The organism is Sphingomonas glacialis (assembly GCF_014653575.1).
GTDB lineage: Bacteria > Pseudomonadota > Alphaproteobacteria > Sphingomonadales > Sphingomonadaceae > Sphingomonas > Sphingomonas glacialis.
The window spans coordinates 835,362-856,771 of sequence record NZ_BNAQ01000002.1; the positions used below are offsets into that span (position 1 = coordinate 835,362).

General features: G+C 59.7%; 16 protein-coding genes and 3 pseudogenes. 9 read left to right on the forward strand and 10 right to left on the reverse strand.

Going from position 1 to position 21,410, the window contains the following annotated elements:
• Positions 1 to 145: 145 nt before the first annotated feature.
• Genes IE187_RS10575 through IE187_RS10590 form a run of 4 tightly spaced genes read right to left on the reverse strand, consistent with a single transcriptional unit; the run spans position 146 to position 3,364 of the window.
• A complete protein-coding gene (locus IE187_RS10575; protein WP_189676189.1) occupies positions 146 to 622 on the reverse strand; it encodes a hypothetical protein in 477 nt (158 codons plus the stop codon).
• The gene (locus tag IE187_RS10580) at positions 619 to 2,349 is read right to left on the reverse strand and encodes a hypothetical protein (protein WP_189676190.1); all 1,731 of its coding nucleotides are present in this window, start codon (positions 2,347 to 2,349) and stop codon (positions 619 to 621) included. The genes IE187_RS10575 and IE187_RS10580 overlap by 4 nt, the downstream gene beginning before the upstream one ends.
• The gene (locus IE187_RS10585; protein ID WP_189676191.1) at positions 2,349 to 2,690 is read right to left on the reverse strand and encodes a hypothetical protein; all 342 of its coding nucleotides are present in this window, start codon (positions 2,688 to 2,690) and stop codon (positions 2,349 to 2,351) included. Before IE187_RS10585 ends, IE187_RS10580 begins: the two co-directional genes overlap by 1 nt.
• Positions 2,687 to 3,364, reverse strand: coding sequence for a hypothetical protein (locus IE187_RS10590; protein WP_189676192.1), 678 nt, complete (start codon positions 3,362 to 3,364; stop codon positions 2,687 to 2,689). Before IE187_RS10590 ends, IE187_RS10585 begins: the two co-directional genes overlap by 4 nt.
• Positions 3,365 to 3,831: 467 nt before the next feature.
• Here IE187_RS10590 and IE187_RS10595 point away from each other — a divergent pair, with 467 nt between their 5' ends.
• The 5 genes from IE187_RS10595 to IE187_RS10615 all read left to right on the forward strand — a co-directional run bounded on the left by IE187_RS10595 (position 3,832) and on the right by IE187_RS10615 (position 10,076).
• Positions 3,832 to 6,363: a hypothetical protein gene (locus tag IE187_RS10595; RefSeq protein WP_189676193.1), complete on the forward strand. Its 2,532-nt coding sequence runs from the start codon at positions 3,832 to 3,834 to the stop codon at positions 6,361 to 6,363.
• Positions 6,364 to 6,781: 418 nt separating this feature from the next.
• A complete protein-coding gene (locus IE187_RS10600; RefSeq protein WP_189676194.1) occupies positions 6,782 to 7,432 on the forward strand; it encodes a hypothetical protein in 651 nt (216 codons plus the stop codon).
• An 87-nt stretch (positions 7,433 to 7,519) separates the two neighbouring features.
• The gene (locus IE187_RS10605; RefSeq protein WP_189676195.1) at positions 7,520 to 8,161 is read left to right on the forward strand and encodes a hypothetical protein; all 642 of its coding nucleotides are present in this window, start codon (positions 7,520 to 7,522) and stop codon (positions 8,159 to 8,161) included.
• A 111-nt stretch (positions 8,162 to 8,272) separates the two neighbouring features.
• A complete protein-coding gene (locus tag IE187_RS10610; RefSeq protein WP_189676196.1) occupies positions 8,273 to 8,995 on the forward strand; it encodes a MobA/MobL family protein in 723 nt (240 codons plus the stop codon).
• 445 nt (positions 8,996 to 9,440) lie between these two features.
• Positions 9,441 to 10,076, forward strand: coding sequence for a hypothetical protein (locus IE187_RS10615; protein ID WP_229839351.1), 636 nt, complete (start codon positions 9,441 to 9,443; stop codon positions 10,074 to 10,076).
• Between the two features lie 97 nt (positions 10,077 to 10,173).
• Here IE187_RS10615 and IE187_RS10620 read toward each other — a convergent pair.
• Positions 10,174 to 11,292, reverse strand: a pseudogene (locus tag IE187_RS10620) (IS3 family transposase).
• A gap of 176 nt (positions 11,293 to 11,468) precedes the next feature.
• On the opposite strand from IE187_RS10620, the gene IE187_RS10625 reads away from it, so the two are divergent.
• Positions 11,469 to 12,172 (forward strand): IS5 family transposase gene (locus IE187_RS10625; protein WP_229839352.1). Its coding sequence is split into 2 segments (ribosomal slippage): positions 11,469 to 11,753 and positions 11,756 to 12,172, totalling 702 coding nucleotides; the frame shifts between segments, so codons are not numbered across the junction.
• 65 nt (positions 12,173 to 12,237) lie between these two features.
• Here IE187_RS10625 and IE187_RS10630 read toward each other — a convergent pair.
• Positions 12,238 to 13,632, reverse strand: coding sequence for a hypothetical protein (locus tag IE187_RS10630; RefSeq protein ID WP_189676198.1), 1,395 nt, complete (start codon positions 13,630 to 13,632; stop codon positions 12,238 to 12,240).
• 427 nt (positions 13,633 to 14,059) lie between these two features.
• Here IE187_RS10630 and IE187_RS10635 point away from each other — a divergent pair, with 427 nt between their 5' ends.
• Both IE187_RS10635 and IE187_RS10640 read left to right on the forward strand, forming a co-directional pair.
• Positions 14,060 to 14,404 carry a transposase gene (locus tag IE187_RS10635; RefSeq protein ID WP_189676199.1) on the forward strand — a complete coding sequence of 115 codons (345 nt, stop codon included), beginning with the start codon at positions 14,060 to 14,062 and terminating at the stop codon, positions 14,402 to 14,404.
• A gap of 114 nt (positions 14,405 to 14,518) precedes the next feature.
• Positions 14,519 to 15,820 (forward strand): annotated as a pseudogene (locus IE187_RS10640) (IS701 family transposase).
• Between the two features lie 41 nt (positions 15,821 to 15,861).
• On the opposite strand, the gene IE187_RS10645 reads toward IE187_RS10640, so the two are convergent.
• A complete protein-coding gene (locus tag IE187_RS10645; protein WP_189676200.1) occupies positions 15,862 to 16,821 on the reverse strand; it encodes an IS481 family transposase in 960 nt (319 codons plus the stop codon).
• A gap of 366 nt (positions 16,822 to 17,187) precedes the next feature.
• The gene (locus IE187_RS10650) at positions 17,188 to 18,399 is read right to left on the reverse strand and encodes a methyltransferase domain-containing protein (protein WP_189676201.1); all 1,212 of its coding nucleotides are present in this window, start codon (positions 18,397 to 18,399) and stop codon (positions 17,188 to 17,190) included.
• 341 nt (positions 18,400 to 18,740) lie between these two features.
• Here IE187_RS10650 and IE187_RS10655 point away from each other — a divergent pair.
• Positions 18,741 to 18,827 (forward strand): annotated as a pseudogene (locus IE187_RS10655) (transposase); the annotation flags it as partial.
• A gap of 123 nt (positions 18,828 to 18,950) precedes the next feature.
• On the opposite strand, the gene istB reads toward IE187_RS10655, so the two are convergent.
• A complete protein-coding gene (gene istB, locus IE187_RS10660) occupies positions 18,951 to 19,811 on the reverse strand; it encodes an IS21-like element helper ATPase IstB (protein WP_189676202.1) in 861 nt (286 codons plus the stop codon).
• On the reverse strand, positions 19,808 to 21,295 hold the full coding sequence (gene istA / locus IE187_RS10665) for an IS21 family transposase (RefSeq protein ID WP_189676203.1): 1,488 nt from the start codon (positions 21,293 to 21,295) through the stop codon (positions 19,808 to 19,810). The genes istB and istA overlap by 4 nt, the downstream gene beginning before the upstream one ends.
• Positions 21,296 to 21,410: the final 115 nt, after the last annotated feature.

Sequence of the window (21,410 nt, forward strand, 5' to 3'; positions counted from 1 at the left end):
CGGCCTCTGCTCGTTGGCCTGCGCATCCGCTCATCAACACAAAGCTTGCGAGATCTTCGAGGTGAACGGATCCCAGGCGAGGCGTAGGTGATTCGGTCATGCCCCGTCAGTACGGCTCAGGCTTGCCCGGTGCCAAGCACGGTCATCACTCGCCCGATTTGAAGTCCAGCCAGCAGGGCGTGATGGCCACGGACAGCCAGCCATCATGAAGAACAGTCACGGTCTCGATGATCGCAGTGCCGATCTGCCATGGCGGATCCGCAAGCCGGGAGAGTGGTTCTCCGCCAAGACCGGCGGCAAAGGTATCCGGGATTTTCCCACGACATAGGAAATCGGACCGGACCGGGCTGTGCTCTCGGTAGATCCAACGCATTTCCCGTTCGACCGGCTGCTCTATTTCAAGCATGAGACGACGATACCGTCGGCCAACGAGCACGACGCCGAGACCGGTTTCCGCCCGAAGCCGATCCACGAGCGGATGTCCGGCGCGAAGTGCGCTGGGACGACCTTTCGCAATCTGTTCGCCAATGGCGTCATCGACGATATCGACCGTAAGCCCGGCCGCTTCCAGCATCGTGGCCATCGGCCTGGACAGATGACGAGTGGTCGAGGTGCTCGTCATTTCGTCGTTTTGTCCTGCGATGCCTTAACGGCCGCCGCTATCTCCGATTCGTCATGGATCGACTGAGAGGCAGCGACGATCCCGGGCAGCCAATCACCCTTGCGTGCCTTGCGGTGACGCTGGAGCACATAGGCCAACAGCGGATCGCTCGTGAGGGGGGTCAGCCCCGTGAACAGCGCCGACACCGCGGACGCTGTGACGTCCACATTTTCTGCGTCTGAGACCCGATCGCGGATCGCATGCAAGGTTTCGCGCAGCGCGGTTATGCGCGCGAGCAAAGCGGGCTTCCACTCAGTGGGCAAAGCGTCGAACGCTCCGCCCAATCCGCCTCTTTGAAAATCCTGAACGATGCCTCGCCAGAATGGCAGATGACGATCGCGGTTCAGCCAGTGATCGGGCACGAAGCGTCCTGCACCAACGGGCGTCGCCGCGACCGGAAGATAGACATGGATCAGGCCGTTGCGGCCCTGCGCACGGCGCATGCGAGCTTCGCCAAATTCCCGGTCTTTCGCATCCTCGCCGAACGGCGGCATCGGACCGCGCCGCCCGCTGGCGAGCGCACGATCAGAAAGGTCCGTAGCCACGTTTCCCAGCAGCTTCAGGAAGAGGGTCCAGAACGCCGTCTTTCGAGCGAGCTGCTGGGATCCGGTCACGCGCTTGTTGCTTAGGCGGTCGACACCGTGGCCGATCTCGACCAGACCGACAGTGGCCGTATCGAGGATGTCGAGACCCATGAAGCGGGCAAGCCCGATCGGCATGGTCTTGCCTCCCCGGTTCGGCCGGGAACTTCGCGCTTCTTTCAGCCGGTTGAGAAGTCGAGCTCGTGCCTCCGGGTGGCGCATGGATGCGCGCACATCACTGTCGTCCATCAGCAGCTTGAGCAGGGGGTCCTGCGGATCGATGGTCCGCGGCCCGGCGTCGGCGTGCCAGAGTAGAGTCTCGACATGGAATTGTGCATCACCCAGATACGCCACGAAACGATCATCAAACGCGTCGCATGATCCCTCTCGACCGCTCAGCATACGGACCGCCTCAGCGCTGGAGAGCGGAATGCCTACCTCATCATCCCGCCGAGCGCCGTACAGCCGAGCGGCGAGACTGCCGACGATGCTCCGCAGTCGCTCGAGCTCGGCGAGCATGAGCACCGCGTCGAGCAGCCCGCGCTTGAGCCGCGGAAAACGGGCGCTCCTCGCGCCCAGGCTCGGGCGCTTCGCGAGTGCCAGGTTAAACTCAAGACTGAGCAGTAGCACGTAGGCCACCCGATCCTCGCGCCCAATCTCGAGCAGGCCTTCGGCAACATCACCGAGTCGGAAGCCGTAAAAGCGCTCGAGCGAGGCCTCGATATTTTCACTTCCCGGATCGCCATCACCATTCCACAACCCGGCTCGCTCCGCGAGGAATCCGATAAGGGCCTGCTTTTCGTCGGGAAGATGGAAAAGCCCTGCTGGAACGTCGCCGTCCCGGACCGCGACCAGCGCCCGCACGTCGCCGCCAAAGGCGAGCCGGCTCATGCGTATGCCGGCGGGTATGCGAGCAACTAGCGACGTCGCTCCAGAGAAGCTTTCGTAGCCCCCGGGCCGATAGTCGATTCCCGACTGCAGCCCTCCGAGAAGAACACCTTTGTCCACCACACCGCATGCTGCCGGGACCGACATCAGCAAGTCGGCTCTTTCGGGCATTTTGTGCATCAGCGTCAGCCGCTGGATCAGCGGGGTCAAGTCTTCCATCACCACACCTCGTCGTCACTTGGCAAATGGCCGGCTGCCTGCTCATCCTCGATATCGCCCACCCAACGGTCCCGAGCCGTTTCGAGTTCACGATATCGCCTGGATATAAGCGCGGCCTCCACCGGCACCAACTCTGCCAGAACTTGCGCGCGTTCATCGACCAGTCGTCCAGCCTGTACAAGCAGCGTTTCCAGCTGCTCGGCCGGCGCACGCTGGACCTGCTTCTTCAATCGAACGATGTCGATTTCGGCGCGACCGAGCGCCTCGAGCAGGGCGTTGTGCTTTTCAGCGAGATCGCCCCCGGCGGCCTCGCCGGACAGGGATTGGGTGTTGCCGCTCATCGCTTTCCCTTTCGATATTTAAGGATGGCGCCGTGCGCAGACAACCAGTCGGCCGCCTCACCGCAGGTCTGGCAATCCGGCAGTTCGATCCCGAGGCCATCGGTCGTATCAAGGATCGTCCAGCGTTGCCGCCGGGTGACGGGCGCATCGCGCCAACTACGATCGACACTGGCCGCTTCGCGATCGGCAAATCTGCGGCAGCGTTCAGCGTAAGCCGCGGCCCCCCGGTTGAACGCCGACACTCGCCCGATACGATCGAGATCGGCGAAGCCCTCGCGCAGGCCAGGCAACAGTCGCCCTCCAAGCGTGCGACCCCGGCCCGGCACGATGCGCAGGCGCTCCAGCATTACAGGCGTCCCGAGTGCGCACAGCCCGGCGAGCGCTGGCGCATGCGTATAGCGCAGGCCATAGCCGTGGAACTGGCTGCCGAGCACGAACCGGGCGGCGTCCCCCGCGCTGCACCCCAGCGGCGGCTCGGCGCGATCCCGACGCGCCGCGATCATCCGCCGCCCCACTGCCTCGCAGTCGCCGCGGTGCCGATCGAGCGCCCGGTACAGGATACGCATCGCATAGCGATCGGCTGAATCTGCTGCTGCTTCCTCGACCCAGCGCGTCGCGTCCTGGAAGGGTACGGCTAGCAGCCCGGCCAGTGCGGTAGCGTCGTCCGCCGCCATACCGACCGCGACCGCCAGACCGCCAAGCGTATAGTAGCTACGATGAGGATGGCCGAGGAGCGGCGCATCCCATCGCGGCAGGGCGGCCTTACGCGAGGGGAGTACACGGTCTTTCGAGGCGGGTTGCGTCGTCATCCAGGGCATGATGCCCGGCTGAAGATCTTCTGCCCTTGGTAATGGCTGAATTTAAACGCGCGGCAGCCATTACCATGGGCGCATCCAGAAATCAGAGGCACGACCTTCGCACCAGTTGTTCAGTCAATTTTGGGGGTGGGATGCGAGATAAGCGTTTTTGCAAAACGCAAGCGCGGCGACCCAGTCGCCGATCCCACCCCCCTGCCCCCCTTCCTGCCCCCCTTCCTGCCCAACTTTCGAAGCCTGCGTTCAACATCGGCGACGTCCTCATCGACGCGACGCCCGAGCGCCTTCGCCAGCAGTTCGGCCGCTGTGAGAATGCCGAGCGCGCTATGTTGCGCGACATGCGGATCGAGCAAAACCGGTTGGCCGCGATAACGCGCAGCGACCGCGCAATGCGCCGTCACATCATCGCGACGGCGAAGCTGGAGCGTGAACTGGAAGGGGTGACGGTTCGGCTAACGGCCCATGTTCATGAGAAGAAAAAGCCGGTGCCGGCGAACCGTAGAAAGCGTGAGGATATACCGCCGACACGGCGCCTGCCCCGGATGGGCATCGTCATCCTCGACCGCGCTGGTCGGCGCGGAATCTTAGTCCAGATGACCTCGGTCGGCGCTAACGATACGCGGTATCGGCCAGGCTGCGCTCGTCTCCATCTGAACTACATCTGGGCAGAAAATGCCGTAGAACGCCTCTCGTCGGGCGGTCTCTCACGCTGCTCGAACATGGGGCCGACGCCAGAACTCGTGGCGGCCGCCATGGACCTCAAGGAGGATGTCGCGCGCGCCAGCCGCGCCAACGCCAATATCGAAATACGGGTCATCGTGCGCTTGCCCAAGGACATCAGTCCGGACGCGCGCTTCAGCATCGTACACCAAGTCTGCGAGGAATTTTTCGGTCGTCACGGCCTGCCATATGCGGCAGCTGTCCATCCGCCCGATCCACATAGCGACGAGCGCAACTACCATGCTCATATTCAAGCCGGGTTCCGGCCGATGCGCTATGCTGGGGGATCTGATTGGGAGGTCGCGACCGAGCTTCGCACCGACCTTTCCAGACCGATCGGCATACGCCTCCTTCGCGCCGTGGTTGCAGACACAATGACCCAGGTCAGCCGTGAGGAAGGGCGGCATCACATTTATACTTCGCTGTCGATGCAGGAACGCGGGCTTTCGCTGAAACCGACGAAGAAGGTCGGTCGCGAGCAGACCGAAGCCTATCGGCGCGGCGAGTATGTCGGGGTCGTTGAAGAGAATATCCGCATTATCGCCGACAACCTCAAACGGTACGCCGCACTGCGCCTTCGGTGGTTTAAGGAAAAGCTGGCGATGCCCCCGCGGCCGATCGAAGTCACGGTGCCGGTTCTCAAAAGCGAGGTCCTGAAAGCCGTCTCACGCCCAGTCGAATTGGCCGGCCCGACCGCCAAAAAGCGGCGGCCACTGGCGCGCCCCGACATCGTCGCCATCCCGGTCTCAAAGAGTGTAAACGGTGCTCGCCGCGCTTTGCCGCGCCCTGCTATCAAGAGACAATCCGACCGCGTTAAACGAACGCCGGGCTCGGCTGAGGCGACTCCTCCCCGCCCCTTCTTTGACGCGAAGCATAGCCTGGCCACTCTTGACACAGGATCCAGTAGCTTGGCGGACACAAAGGTCGCCGTGCGTGCTCCCGCGCGCGCGCAGGTGCCCCGCCCATCGACACCAATAGTCCCGTTCGACATCGAACTGGACGGTGCCAGCAGGTCGAATACCGGGCGCAAGATGGCAGGTCCCATGCTTCCCGCTCCGCCTGCGCAGCGGCCCGACGATGCAGGGGTGCGTGATGCGATGCTGCTCATCCAGTTGCGACAAGCCCAGCAGAAGGAGCGAGCAAAACTCGCCGCGCGCCGAAAAAAGCTTCTCGACCGATCGCTCTTTCACAAAGGTGATCACGGGAATCCAACACCGGAATATGCGGCGTTCCTGCTCGCGATTCGAGAGGATCCCACGGTGCTGCGCTGGGAGCTCGACACAAAAGGAAAACGGCATGCGCCCGTTTTTGCCGGTGGTGACCAAGCGTTAGGCGATCGCTTCGCGCTATACATGCAGCACCCCGCAGTTCGCAGCCAGGTTGGGGAGCTTCTGGAGACCGTTTACGAACCTGGCGCAGCGTGGCCCAGCGAGATTTCCAACGGCATGTGGCGCTACGACGCAGGCAGATATGGTGCGCGTGGCGCAGCGGCAGCGCGTGCTGGATGGACGCAGGGGGATGCGCTTTTCCGGGAGATGATCGCCCCATCCGACACCTCGCCGATACTCAGCCAAGTCGATAATATTGTCGTTCCCGACATCCGCCAAGTGCTTGGCTGGAGCGACGCAAACCTTATGCGTCTTCTGCATCCTGGAGCCCAGGAAATGCTCACCATCGCATACCGCGAACAGCAGGAAGAGCGAGTCGAATGTCTCGCGTCTGTCGCGCAGAGCGTGACGGAGATCGAACGCAAGCTGGCACCCGCAGGCGGCGGGTCCGTGCGAGCAGTGGTGGTTCCGGTTACCATGCCGGCATCCCTAACGGCGATGTTCTCACGCTGGCGGGACGAGGCCGACTTTTACCTCGACACGGCGCCGAACAGCGAAGCCGGAAAGGCCGCAGTGACGCGCAAGAAACGTTGCGACGATCTTTACCTGCGCGCCTTGCAAGCGGCCCAGGATTGCGGCGATCACCCGGCCGTCTTGCATGAACTGATCGACCGCGCAGCGGCTGTGAAGCCTATTACGAAACGCGCCGAAGACGTCAAAAAGGATCAGAAACGGTCATCTGGTTCCGCTTTTTCAAAAACCTCCCGTACGCGGGGAAACCTCCGGTCGCGTGGCAGAACTAAACATTAGATCCAGCGACGGCCAAGGTTTGGTTGGCCTCGTCGCACCGGTCGCGCGGCCACACGATGGACCAACAGGTGTGCGGACCGGATCAGCCTCACGATAAGGAAAAGTAAGATGCGCAACACCTGCGTAGCCGCCACTCTTGAGCCTGTAGAACCAGCAGCAGCAACGAAAAGGCTCAGCCGCGCCGGGCATCAGCCCGTCTCGAAGACTTCGAGAGAAGGCGAAGGGAAGAATCCAGGGGAAGGGAAAAGGAAGGTGGCGAAAGTCAGCTTCGCCCCAGGGTTCTTCCACCGTCTCGTGTCGCTCGAAGACGGTGTCCGCTGCTCCATTCGGAGCGATCACGCAATGTGCATGCCGTCGACCTCGTCGCCCTGACCGGTGATGCGGCGCGCGGCATCGCGCGCCATCGGGACCATCCCTCATGAACGCATCTCATGTTATCACTGCCGTCTGTTTTGCCAGGCTCGACGTCGGCCACGAACTCGAAAATTCAAACCCGCAAATCATCGGTGCGGCGACGTTCAGCGGCTCTATCCAGGGTGGCATCGTCACCTTCGCGCTCCATACAGCCGTACTCACCGCCAAGGACCCAGGCGAAGGCTTAATCCCCTGGCTCGAGACGCGGCTTGGCGATGATCGCACCACACTCGCGGGCTTCGAGCTGAAGGAAAGTGTTCGTCTACTCAAGACACTGCCGAGAGCGCGCTCGTCCGCTGCCGTACGCAATCTGGGCGGCCGCGGCAGGACCATCATCGACATGGGCGCCGATAAGGATGGCGAACCGATCACGCTCGGCGAGTGCTGTGCGGAGCTGTCTATCCCGTGCGCGACGCCCGATCCTGCCCGCGACTTCATTGGCTGGTGCACCGGTCGCGGCGAGAAGATCGTCGACACGTTGCAACTTGATGTGATCGCCGTGTGGCGTCTCGCCATGCATCAGATCGCGGCGAGGTCGAGCCTCGGCTTCCGGGTCCACGAGGTCATCGAGGGGCACCTCGCCACCTGGCTGCGCGCAGCCGATTTTCCCGCTGCTGCCGTCCATCTGGAAGCGCTTCCGTCGGCTCAGCTCTGACCATCCAGCTGGTCGACCATATCCGCGCCGCCGAGCCGAAGCCCCTCCGCAGCGGAACCCCAACCTCAAATAAACAAGGAAACTATCATGCTTCTCGACACCATCGAACCTCGTGGCTTCGAGCCTTTCGCCACCGCTATCGTTCTGCGAACCGTCGCGACCTGTTACCAGATGTGCCACCAGCCCGACGATCGTGCCTTGATTGGGGTCGGCCTGTTCACTGCCACGCCCCAGGAGGAAGGCTATCGGTTCGCCAGCAATGCACAGGTCCTGCGCGATGGCGACATACTTGCACTGCTTTACTGGCTGGAACAGCGGATACCTCAGTCGGGTGTCATCATCAGCTGGGACAGTTGGTGGCCGGTAACGCGGCGCCTTGCAGCATTGATAGACCCGGCTCGTCATCCCCGCACAGTTGCCGCGATTGCAGACCCGGATGGCCGTTGGCGTGACCTGCCACGATCGATGACGTGGCACATGAAACAGGCCCCAGTAACCGCAATGCCGTGCCTCTGTGGCCCCGCCCCGCATCCGCCATGCGTGCCTGAGCTTCCAGCAGCATTGCTACCCGATCCCGCAGAGGCGGAGCGCACGATGATGCGGGAAGCAGCGAGGGGTTGGGCCTGTTGGACGAACAGCTTTGGCGACTTCGACGATCATGAGCATCCTGCCCGCCGTGCGCTTGCGGCGTTTCGTGAGCATGCGGCCGGGGTCCGACAAGCCGGCTGATCGTCGAACGCCGAGCTCGCCAATCTCCCAAATCAGAAATCTGCCAAGCGTGCCGGGGCTGGCCCTGGTGCAGGGCTTCGGCGCGGCACACGCTACTCAAGGAGTATTCACATGAACGCCATGACCAATTTTCCGTTGCACGATCGCCGCCCCGTCAGCATCCGGCCCGTCTCGAAAGCAGGCTGGCACCAAATGAGCGGCGATCGCCGCTGCACACATGCCAGTGCGATGGCCAACTACCTATACATCACGCGCGGGGTCGGGGCCGACGCCCGCGGTCAAATCGACTACAGCCACCGCGACGACCTCATCGCTCACGGGCTCGAGCTTCCCGCAAATCATCCCTGCTGGGCGGAAGAACCTGGCCGCATCTGGCGCGAACTCGACGAATCTACGGATCACCTCGCCGCCGATGATGTCCGCGCCTGGCATGTCGTCGTGACGCTCCCTGCCAATGAACACCCTGATACTTGGATCGCCATGACCCATGATTATGCTCTCTGCAGTATTGCCGCTCATGGTCCCGCGGTCGCATGGTCGATACACGCCAGGACGCATGCTGGTGGTCAAGCAACCGTTACACCACATGCGCACCTTCTCGTCACCACGCGCGTCTGGCGTCATGAAGCGCGGCAGGGTCAAACCGTACCCGGTTGGTGTGGCCCTGCGGCGCGCGCCAGGTTGCATGCGAACTGGCTCGCAAAGCTCCCTCAGTCGATGCGCGCCGCCGCCGTCAGTCCGTATAGCGCCGGGCAGTACGTACCCGCGCGGCTCGACTTCTCGGCCCTCGGGCGCCTCATAGCTGCGCATACGAGCAAGATCGAACCGAGTTAAAGTTTGGCACCATCTCCCTCAGTTGATCTCGCCAAGCGCCGTTTCGCGGGCAGAAAGTTTGCCCCAAAAAGTCGATACTCAAGGACCCCTTTAGCATTCCCAACTTCGGCCGCCAGTTCGTGTCGCGAGCGCGAGCGCCGGAACGGCTTGATTTGGGACGTAGCGGCCATTCGAGGAACCGGATATAAACTGCGCCTTCAGCCGAAAGCAGTCGTTGCGCATGATCGGTCTGATCCCAGGTTGGCGTAGAGAACCACTAGCAGCTACAAAGTTATGCAAACCGCGTAAGCTCTCTGAATCACAGTTCGCTAGCAGCAATGTCTCGACCATCCTGCGTCGGGATCTGATTTGTGGCTCAATTTCATTGGGGGCAGGCCGTATGACTCGTTCGACACCTGGCGATAGCAGCCACGCGATAAGCCGTTCAACCGCATGGCTGGCGATCATGAGCGGCGGTCTTGGCATCTGTGCGTTCGGAAGCCTCATCGCTTACGTTACGACGCCGTCTCTCCAGATGCAGACGTCCGGCGGTGTCCCGCCCATGGGCGCGCTGCTCTTGACCGTGCAGTTTTTGTCGTTCGCTGTTCAGGTCCTGATGATGATTCCGGTGGCGATTAGGCTTTTTGGCATGAGCGGTCGGCGATCGCCGGCGCCGGGTCGAAATGGAATATTCCAAGGTTGGACCATCTTGGGGGTTGTAGCTCTGGCTGGGGTGGCAATTCTCCGACTGGCAGCGATGGTCGATGTCGCGATATCCGACATTCTCTTCATGCTTCCGATGGGCCTGGTTGGCGTATGGCTGGTAGCCGTCAATTGTAAGAACCCCATCGCCTTTCCCGGCTGGATGAAGATTTGGGGTCTGGTGGCTGGCCTCGGTCTGGTTGGCGTTTGTCTAAACTTCCTCTTCAATGGCGGCTTAGCTGTCTTTTCGAACGACTCCATGGCTTACGGGAATGACGTGAATTTTCATATCGGATTGGGCTTGTTCGGATTTCCTGGATTTAGCCTGTACGCAACGTGGTCAATTCTCCTCGGTCTTCGGTTGCCGGGACCATCAAACGAAAGCGCGGGTCGCCCCTAAGTGCGACGGCCGAACCTGTAGCTTGCGCCGACGACCGAACGAATCACTTTGTCAGGCATCGCGGCTGAGGCCGCCTCCAGTGACGTGCTCCCCGTTTTCAGGCCGCTGATACCTTAGCTTTGGTGTTCATATGCCCTTGGCGGGGGCGGTCCGTAAACTCGGCGGGTGCCAACCCGCCAAGACTGCTGTGCGGACGCACGGTGTTGTAGTCCGTCCGCCATGCCTCGATGATCCGTCTCGCCGCAGGCAGCGATTGCAACAGGTGGTCGTTCAGGCACTCGTCGCGCAAGCGACCATTAAACGATTCCACAAAGCCGTTCTGCTGTGGCTTGCCCGGCGCGATGTAATGCCACTCGACCCCCGTGTCTTGGCACCAGGCTAGAACGGCGTGACTGGTCAGCTCGGTGCCGTTGTCGCTGACCACCATGCACGGCAGGCCGCGACGTTCGGCGATAGTGCTCAACTCGCGAACAACCCGCCGACCCGACAGCGAGGTATCGACGATGCAGGCTAGGCATTCCCGGCTGTAATCGTCGATGATGTTGAGCAGGCGGAACCGCCGGCCGCAGACCAACGAGTCCGACACGAAGTCGAGCGACCAGCGCTGGTTGGGTTCCTGTGGGATCGCCATCGGTGCCCGCGTGCCCAGCGCGCTTCCGGCCGCCACGTTTGCGCACCGTCAGCCGCTCCGCGCGATATAGCCGATAGACCTTCTTCAGGTTCATGCCATTGCCCTTACGCTTGAGCAGGATCGCCAGACGTCGATAGCCGAACCGGCGTCGCTCGTTCGCGCTCTCGCGCATCCGCACGCGTACAGCATCCTCCTGCCCGCGAAGCGGCTCATATTGCCATGCCGACCGATTTACCCCGATCAGCCTGCAGGCGCGACGCTCGGAGAAGCCGTGGTCGGCCATCAGCTTCTCCACCGCAGCGTAGCGCTCTGCAGACCGAGTCGGTTTTTTCCTAGCAAATCCTTCAGCGCAGACACGTCGAGCATCGACTTCGCCAGCAGCTTCTTCAGCCGTCGGTTCTCGTCCTCCAGCGCGCGCAACCGCGCAGCGTCGGACACCGTCAGCCCACCGTACTTTGACTTCCAGGTGTAAAAGGTCGCATCGCTAATCCCATACTTGCGGCAAAGGTCGGCTGTCTTCACGCCGGCCTCATGCTCCCGCAGCACTCCAATGATCTGATCCTTGGTAAATCGGCTTCGCCGCATCGCTCGTCTCCATCTGACGAGCTAACTTACCAATGGTATGATTTCTGGGGAGCAGGTCAGGACCCATAAGCTTGATTCCCTTGGCGGCGAGAATGTGATTCAGGCTTGGCAACAGCAGGAGCCTGAATTTGAGCGAGTTCTGGTTGAGCGAATAGCAGTTCGAGCGGCTTCGTCCGTTGCTGCCGAACAAGATCCGAGGTGTCGCGCGGGTCGATGACCGGCGAGTGATCAGCGGCATCATCCATGTGGTGAAGTCGGGTGGCCGGTGGGTAGATGCCCCCGCCTGCTACGGTCCGAGAAAGACGCTCTACAATCGGTTCATGCGGTGGGCGGCAAAAGGCATCTGGCAGGAGATGTTCGTCACGCTGGCAGCAACGGGCGCGCCGCCTGCCGAAGTCCTGATCGATAGCACGCACATGAAAGCCCACCGCTCGGCAGGCGGCGGAAAAGGGGGGCGCTCGTCCGGGCGATCGGGATCAGCCGAGGTGGCCGAAACAGCAAGCTCCACGCGCTCACCGACGGTCAAGGTCGCCCGCTCCGCTTCCTGCTGACCGGCGGCAACATCGCCGACTGCCGTGCCGACGATGTCCTGCTCGATGATCTTGCGCCGCGTACCATCGTGCTGGCCGACAACGCATATGACACCAACGCGATCCGCGAACTGATCGAACGTCAGGGCGCTGTGCCCAACATCCCATCAAAGGCCAACCGCCGCTGGAAAAGCTGCTTCTCGCGCTCGCTCTACAAGGGGCGAAACGCCGTCGAGCGCATTTTCTGCCGCCTCAAGGATTATCGCCGCATCGCCACCCGCTACGACAAACTCGCCACCAACTTCCTCGGCGCGATATACCTCGTAGCCGCCATCACCTGGTGGTTATGAGTCCTGACCCTAACTTGGTGCCAATAAGACCGCTAGCAACTCATCATATCATTTATAGATAAGCATTATTCTGGAAGCTTCTGAACATTTACAGTATGTCTAGCGCGTATATTAGCTCCATTACTAGTCTGTAATTTAAAAGTAATAATCTGATCTTTTTTTACCGATATCGGGCCATAGGATTGAGAACTAAATTTATCCGCTCCACTAATTGTTGTGCGTAGCGATGTGTCAAGACCATTAACCTGAACAATGACAGTATATTTTTCACCAAAACCCGGCGCTGCACTAACATTGTAATCAATGGCAAAAATATAGCCATTATCGGCTACCCGCCACGTCGCGTCGTCTCGCTCATCTACCGAGCCCCGCTCGGTCAAATATACGGAAGCCCCCCCTGGAGTGTCGCCTACGCTTCTCCCGCGATAATATTCGCCTCCGGTAACGATTAATTTGGCGCCAGGCGCGACAAAGACGCGCTTGTTTCCTTTCCAGCTATTTCCATCTATAGTCAGTTGCGCTTTATCCTCGACCGTAACATCGTAGAAGGTGCGGATTGAGCCGTACCACCCACCCTGTCCCCAAAATGGAATCTCACCAATGTTTTTGGTTCGAAGGTTAGTCAGCCTAATGTTCGTACTGCCTCCAGCAATTTTGATCCCACGATTGAAGGCGCAGAAAAAATCATCGAACAGAATCTCATCACTTTTACCATCAACAATCAATCCATAGGATCGGTTGGCATCGGCGATCGATTGAGAAAAAGTAGAAAGTTGGGCATCGGTAAGCCAGTATCCGACATCCGACGAAATCATATTTGTCCGACTGACCTGATGCCCGCCGACGGCTACGTCTCCAACCACAGGCGTGTTCTGGCGCCAGCCAATAGATCCAATTCTAGGAAGCCCGAGGCCTCCAAAATAGTCTATAACACCAGCCATATAAATTGAGGATGCCCGCACCTCGTGTACATTAGAACCAATATAAATCCCAGTTCCTGAAATCTGCTCTGCCGTAATATTTGTCAACTGAGCCAGACCATTACCACTAGATCCGTGCAATATTACGGCTCCCTGCCCTGTATTAACAATATTTGCGTCTCTTATATATTCAAATCGTCCATCTCCAACGTCTATCGCAGTCATAATAGCTTTGCGATTGTCAGCAATGTAAACATTTGCAACGCCTGAATGGAACCCCGTCATAGAAAATATACTTAGTCCAGTCGCGGCAGTGACAGTAGTACCGCTCCCGTCGAATAATTGATTATTCCCAATATCATTTGAAGATATTATATATATTCTATTTTGTAATATTATATTATTATGATTTATTAAATCATACAATTCATTTTGAGATAATACAGTTTTATTATGCGCGTCCGCTCCTTGAGCATAGCATGACGCGCAACTCAAAAAGCCAGCATATAATAATGATAGATTTTTTACAATAATATTCATAACTCAACAATTTGTAATATGGAAAATTATTTTTTTATTAAGAAAAAATAAATCAAAATAACAAATAAGATTGTATCATAATTTATTATAAATACACGGCGCTCCGTCCGAAATTTATTTAATCGATTTCATCGGCTTGCAATTTACCAAGGTTTGCGAAAAATACGAGGATCACATGGGCTGGACCGAAATCGCTCGGCGCGAGTATGACAGAAGTAGACTGCGCTATGCAAGAGACTGCGCTGATGAGCAATAAGCTGTCGTCCGGCCGTTATTAAGGCGAACCTCCAAGGTGGGACGCCTCCGCAGGCACAAGGCGCGGACCCTCTGGGATACGATTAAGAATATCATATCAAAAGGGTGTTAATAGGCACAATTGCCCAAGGACTTTCGGCCTTTCACTACGGTACAATAGAATCTCTACGCGATGCGCGGCCGCGGCCAATCCGATGCCGTCAACGCGGCGCTGGTGGCATGGGTGCGGGTTACAGAGGGCCGCAAGGCCGAACCAACCGCGAGCATCATCGACAGCCAGTCCGTTAAGACCACCGAAGCTGACGGGCCGTGCGGCTACGACGCCAGCAAGAAGATCAAGGTTCGTAACCTCCACATTGTGATCGTCACGCTCGGCAATATGCGCAGAGGCGTGGTGCACGGCGCCGATGTGAAAGGCCACAACGGGGCTCAATGCCTGATCGAGCGGTCCTACGACGCGTATTCGGCCAGAGGCCTCGGAAGGCGCATTCTGTCGAAGGAGAGTATTGCACAATAATCGGCGAAACGGGTCCGTAAGAACTAGCACTACTTTGGCAAAAATATAGTTTCGGGGATTCCCTGCGCAGGAAATGAGTGATTCGTAGGGAACCAGCTTTGAAGGGGGCTGGCGATGAAACAGGATTGGCAGGGCGATCTCGAGCGGTGGCTTGAGCCGTATCTGCAGGATCTGGGCAACAAGAAGCGACGGCGGATGTGCCCGGCCTACATCGCTGGCCTGATCGGCCCGGGCGATCGCAAGAGCATTCAGCCGATTGCAGCGCGCGGGGACGCGATCAGCTATGACCGGCTGCACCAGTTCATCGGCGCGGGGGATCTGGGACAGTGCGCCGCTGGACGCGCGCCTTTGGCGGCAAGCGGATGCTTTGGTCGGAGGCGACAAGGCCTGGCTGATTATCGACGACACGGCGCTTCCCAAGAAGGGCAAGGCCTCGGTCGGTGTCGCGCCGCAATACGCCACGGTGCTAGGCAAGAACGCGAACTGCCAGACGCTGGTCTCGGTGACGCCGGGTTCGGGAGAAGTTCCGGTGATGCTGGGTCTGCGGCTATTCCTGCCGGAAAGCTGGACAAGCGATACCGCGCGGATGTCGAGGGCCGCCGTGACCGAAACTTTTCAAGCATATCGAACGAAGCCCGACATCGCCATTGCTGAGATCGACCGCGTCATCGCGGCCGGTGTGCGCTTCGGCTGCGTCCTGGCCGATGCCGGTTATGGCCTGTCGGCACCGTTCCGGCAGGCGCTCAGCGCATGCGGATTGTGCTGGGCGGTCGGCATTTCCCGCCACTAAAAGGTGTATCCCGCCGACGTACAGCTGACCTTCCCGGTGGCGGGGCGTGGCCGACCACGAGTTCGGCACGTGCCCGACGTCAAATCACGAGCAGCCCATGCCATGCTCGAAGAGGCGAAATGGCGACAGGTCAGTTGGCGCCGGGGAACCAAGGGCCGCTTGACAGCCCGCTTCGCCGCCATGCGCGTACGCATTGCCGATGGTGCGTCACAGCGGATCGGGGCGGCCGGCGCACAGCATATGCCGGGCGAAGAAGCCTGGCTGGTGGGCGAGCATGGCTCCAACGGCGAGCGGAAGTACTATCTCTCCAATCTTACCGCCGACACCCCGATCAAAGACGTCGCTGGGGCTATCAAGGCCCGCTGGATCTGTGAACAGGCGCATCAGCAGCTCAAGGAAGAACTCGGCCTCGAGCACTTTGAAGGCCGATCTTGGACCGGGCTGCATCGTCACGTGCTCATGACGATGATCGCCTACGCCTTCCTGCAAACGCGAAGGCTCGCTGCGGCGGGCCGGAAAAAAAGCGGCTCCAGACCACCGCCTCAACCGGGTCTGCAAGCTGTTCGTCAGGCCATCATCGATCGCCTGTTGCGCCCGCCCCAGCGGCATTGTCCTCATTGCGGTGAAACGCTACCAGCCCCGCATTCCGCAGTTCTGCCAAAGCCTGCTAGGTGTTTAGTCCCGGCATCTGGTGGATCGGATCCACGATGAACCTATCCGGCTCTGACGTCCAGATTTTGGCGATGTATTCGTAAGGCGTGAGGCCCCCGAGCGTCTTGAGCCTGCGGGCGAAGTTATAGGCAGCCATGAAGTCGGCGAGGTGCGTCCGTAGCTGGTCATGGTTCTCGTAGTGGAAGCGTTTGACGGTCGCCTCCTTGATGGTGCGGTCCATCCGCTCGACCTGCCCATTGGTCCAAGGGTGGTTCGGCTTGGTGAGCCGGTGCTCGATATCGTTCGCCTCACAGATCATGTCGAAGCGCATCTGCCGCGACCAGGCGGTGTTGCGGTTGCGCGGTTGCTCGGCGAACTGGATGCCATTGTCGGTCAGGATTGTATGGATCCTGTAGGGCACAGTTTTCAGCACGTGTTCGAGGAACTCCCACGCGGTTCGCCTGTCAGCCTTCTCGACGAGCTGGGTGACCGCGAATTTACTCGTGCGGTCGATGCCGACGAACAGATAGAGCTTGCCTTCGGCGGTCTGCACCTCGGCGATATCGATGTGAAAGAAGCCGATCGGGTAGCGCTTGAAGCGCTGTCGCTTCGGCTTGTCGCCCTCAATGTCCGGCAGGCGGGAGATGCCGTGACGCTGCAAACATCGGTGCAGCGCTGACCGCGTCAAATGCGGGATCGACGGCTGCAACGCATAAAGGCAGTCATCCAGTGGCAGCAACGTATGACGCCGGAACGCCACGACCGCCGCCTCCTCGGCTTCAGTCAGGGTCGTGGAATGAGGGGCCTTCGGCCCGGTCTTCATATCCTCGACCGTCGCCCGCTTCCGCCACTTCGCCACTGTCTTGGGGTTGATCCCAAGCTCCCGGCTCAACTCCGAGAGCGAAGCTTGCGATCGCTGTATTGCTGCTCTGACGGCGTGCGTGGTCGTGGCGCTCCCGTGACGTACCTGTCCCATATGGCTTCCTTCCATTCCAACGAAAGGATCGCACCATCAAACCGTGGGATCAAACACCTAGATAGACCCATAGTGCGTGGGAGCACGCCTTTATGAAATGTGTCCGGTCTGCAAAATCCCATACGCGCCGTTAGTTTTATCGCTGCGTGACAGGCCGGACAGATGTCAGCATCTGACCCTGGCTAGAAACTATCAAATAGCGCTTTCAACCAAAGGGGCGTCCATAGATGAGTCTATGGTCTAGTTGAGTTCGAGTGCGGGACCTTGATGAGCCCCGTCACGCGATCTCTCGCACCGGCTTGCAGGTTTTTGGCAAAAAACTCGAACTTAATACAATTTAATGTAAAACCTTTACTTTGATTATGTTCATTTTATTGCCTCCACCCAAACGCTCTCCGCTATATACATGCCCTTTTCCTCTGAAATACTCTCAGATAAATCTTCAGATAACTGTAAAAACCGGTTAACCGATTCGATATTATTACTATTACGCATTTCGGTCACCTCAACGAACCATCGAATAGTCGAAGCAAACCCGGTATCCCACCACACCTTTCTATTTCGAAACATCGCGAACGTCAGATCAATCCCGTAGGGCGTGAGGTTAAAAAAGTGCTGACCCTCACTGTGAACCGGTTGCATGAATGCTGAATTTGCGATCAACGATGCGCCTGACTTCAAAACCCGATGGATTTCACGGCCCATCTGCAAGGGATCGCGCACATGCTCCAGCACAGCCGCGGTATAAATGAAGTCGATGCTACCACTTTTGAAGGGAAGCGCAGTTGCGTCGCCAAAAATGTCGGGCTCCTCGAACGGAGAATATTCGAGATTGATATAACGCGGATCGGCGAGCTGCCGCCGCCCGCCGCCCACGTCGACAATCACGGCGTCGGGGCCGAGTGTTTCTACGATTTCGAAAAAGCGATGGCGAAACGCACCGCCGCGATTCCGCGCGTCCACCTTTGAATAGACCGGAGTAATAAGATCGTCGTAATGTTCGATAAGGCCATCCAGAAGGATTTCACGGCCCTGAGATTGAGGGTTTTTACCAACCGGATAAACCTTTAAACGCAGTTTTTCTTTTTTTTTGTTCCCGATTTTATAACGTCTCCCAATATTATTTTCTCTGTTGAATAAATCAATATTGTCACGGTATTGACCATTAATTTCTATGGCGGCAATTCCCGACCAACCGTGAGCATTGAAAATGATCTCGATAACGGTCGCGTCTGACTCGAATTCAAGCGCAACGGGCATTTCAGCACCGCCAAATCCCTTCAGATAACCATCCAGCTCGAGCGTATCGCCAGTCCACCGGAAACGATTGTCCAATGCGCTCGTGTATGAATGTGATGGAATTTTAACGTTCTGTGGGCCGACCTCCGCCACTTTTTGACGCTCGTCCGCCGTCACGGCCTCGAACTTGACGAAGTTGAACCGGAAAGCTTCCAGACGCGCCCAGACCTTGCCGGCGCTATCCTCCAGCCACCCACTATAAGCCTCTTCATCCGCGTAGCCTGTTACCACCAACGACAATGGTTCGTCCGTACCCGGTGCAGCCAGAAGTTCTAACATCTTGGACGGTCGCATAATATAATCCCTGAACGAACCTGTTATCGCGCTTTTACAGCCATACCGCGGCTTACCGCATCAGGGTGGCAACCGGTAACTTACCATACCCACCTATTCCCAGATCGAAGCTTATTCCAATCGGAAACCAAGGCCTTTCAAGTGCTGCTCGCTATTAAACTCGCGGAAGCCAAGTTTCATCAATCCCTATTTGAGGATTGCGCATATCGAGCAGCGGTCGCACCGCATAGCCCTTATCGACATCGCGTGACGTCCCCCCTGTTTTTTCATCCAGTTTGAGTGAGAGTTTTCCGGCCCTTTAGAGCCTACGGGCGAGGAGCTGGGACATGAAGAAGTCGAAGTACACAGACGAACAGATCGCGTTTGCGTTGAAGCAGGCGGAGACGGGCACACCGGTGGCAGAGGTAATCCGCCTGTCAACGCCGGTCGGATTCCAGGCCAGCGGGGCGGAGTAAAAGCAGGCCATTGTTGATGTGGGCCTGACGATATGAAGAGGGCCCCGATCGGGGCCCTCTTCATATCGTTGTCGTCGTCGATCAGGCGGTGGTGATCTCGCCGGTTTCGAGGTCGATGATCTCGGTGGCCTGGTTTTGCTCCGCCCTGGCGGCAGAGCGCCGACGTCCGGCCGACTGCTTCAGCCGATAGCTGTCGCCGCTCATGGTCAGGATGCTGACGTGATGGGTGAGCCGGTCGAGCAGCGCACCGGTGAGCCGCTCGCTGCCCAGCACCTGGGTCCAGTCCTCGAACGGCAGGTTGGAGGTGACGATCGTGGAGCCACGCTCGTACCTTTGGGAGAACACTTCGAACAGCAGCTCGGCACCCGTGGGCGACAGCGGTACATAGCCAAGCTCGTCGATGATCAGTAGCTTCACCGCCGCAAGGTCGCGCTGCATCTTCAGCAGGCGGCGTTCGTCGCGCGCTTCCAGCAGCTGGCTGACCAGCGCGGCCGCGGTCGTGAACGTCACGGTAAAGCCCTTCTGGCAGGCGGCCAAGCCGAGGGCGAGCGCGACATGCGTCTTGCCCGTGCCGCTGTTGCCAAGCGCAATGATGTTCTCGCGCCGCAGGACATACTCACAACGGGCAAGCTCCAGAACGAGCATCTTGTTGAGGCTCGGGATGGCGGTAAACTCGAACGTGTCGAAGCTCTTCACCGCCGGGAACCGTGCCGCCCGGATACGCCGCTCGATCGTGCGCCGTTCGCGATCGATCAGCTCGAGCTCGATGAGCCGCAGCAGGTAGCGCGGATGGTCCGTGCCGTCGCGCGCGCACTCGCGGGCGACCTTATCATACTCGCGCAGCACGGTGGGCAGCTTCAGCTGCTTGAGGTGATGCGCCAGCAGCACCTGCGGTGTGCCGCTCATCGTGCCGACCGGCATCGTATCGGGTGCGCCGCTCATGCCGCCAGCACCGCATAATCGGCGGCCGAGGTCGTCTTCACCGCCGTTCGCGGCAGGTGCGGATACGCCGCCAGATCGAGCCGGGCTGGTCGCCGCTCGATGCGCGCCAGCGAGATCAGCTTGATCGCATCGAACCCGACCGCACCGATCTGGATCGCATGGGTCACCGCGCCCGTGACGATGTCGAGCGGCAGCGCCTCCAGCAGGCGCAGTACCTGGATAAACTCGCGCTTGCCCCGGTTGCCCATCCGCGCTTCGAGCAGGTGTCGCAGGTGCTGGAACACGTCCGGCAACGCCCAGTCTTGCAACGCTGCGGCCTGATCGAGCGCACCCGGCTTGGTCTCGATCAGCGCCAGATAGTGGAGCGGGTCGGCGACGAACACGCCCTCGCCATAGCACCGCTGGTGGCGAGCGATCTCCTTGCCGCCGCACAGGATCACGACCTCGTCCACGAAGCCCTTCACCACCACGTCCTGGAAGCCGTAAGCGGTCGGCACCGAGTAGTCGTTGGTCCGATAGCGCACGAGCGCCATCGACGAGACCCGTGCCGCGCGCTTCTCGCAGGGCTCCAACGGCACCGCCGGCAGCGGTCGCAGCGCTGCGTGATCGGCCACCAGCCGCTCGCCGATCGTCTCGGCATGGCGGCCGGCATGATCGCGCTGCCGAGCGCGGCAGCGCTCTTCCAGCACGGCGTTCAGATCATCGAAGCTGGCGGCGTGCGGGACCGGCACCATGAAGTTGGCACGTGAGAACTTGACCAGCCCTTCGACCTTGCCCTTGTCGTTGCCCTTGGCCGGCCGGGCGAAGCGATCGCGGAACAGGTAATGGCTGCACAGTTCGGTGAAGGCGCGCGTGCGTTCGCGCTTCCCGTCGCCCAGGATCTTCGCCACCGCGATCGTCGTGTTTTCGTACAGGATCGATAGCGGCACGCCGCCGAAGAACGCGAACGCCGACACATGCCCGTCGAGGAACGCCTCGGTGGTCTCGCGTGGATAGGCCTTAACAAAGCAGGCATCCGACTGCGGCAGGTCCATGCACAGGAAGTGGATCTTCTGGCGCACCCCGCCGATCACGCCGACCGCCTCGCCAAAATCCACCTGCGCATGACCCGGCGGGTGTGCCAGCGGAACGAACGTCTCGCGCCCGCGCGCCCGGCAAAGCCGGACATGATCCTTCACCACGGTATATCCGCCGGCAAAGCCATGCTCGTCGCGCAGCCGTTCGAAGATCCGCTTGGCCGTATGCCGCTGCTTCACAGGCGCTGCGTGGTCCGCTGCCAGGATCGCATCGATCACCGGCAGCAGCGGCCCCAGCTTCGGCTTCGCCGCCGGCTCCTTGCGCGTATATCCCGGTGGCAGCGAGAACCGGCACATCTTGGCCACCGTCTCTCGGTTCAGCCCGAACACCCGCGCCGCCTCGCGACGGCTGTGACCCTCCACGAACACGAAACGCCGAACGGCGGCATAGCTCTCCACGGCAAACATCCCCGGCCGCTCCCAAAAGAAGCAACCTTACCAACGGCCGGATTTTACTCCGCCACGCTCAGCACCGCGCCGGCGTTCCGATGGCCTGCTTTGTCACCGCCGCATCCACCTCACG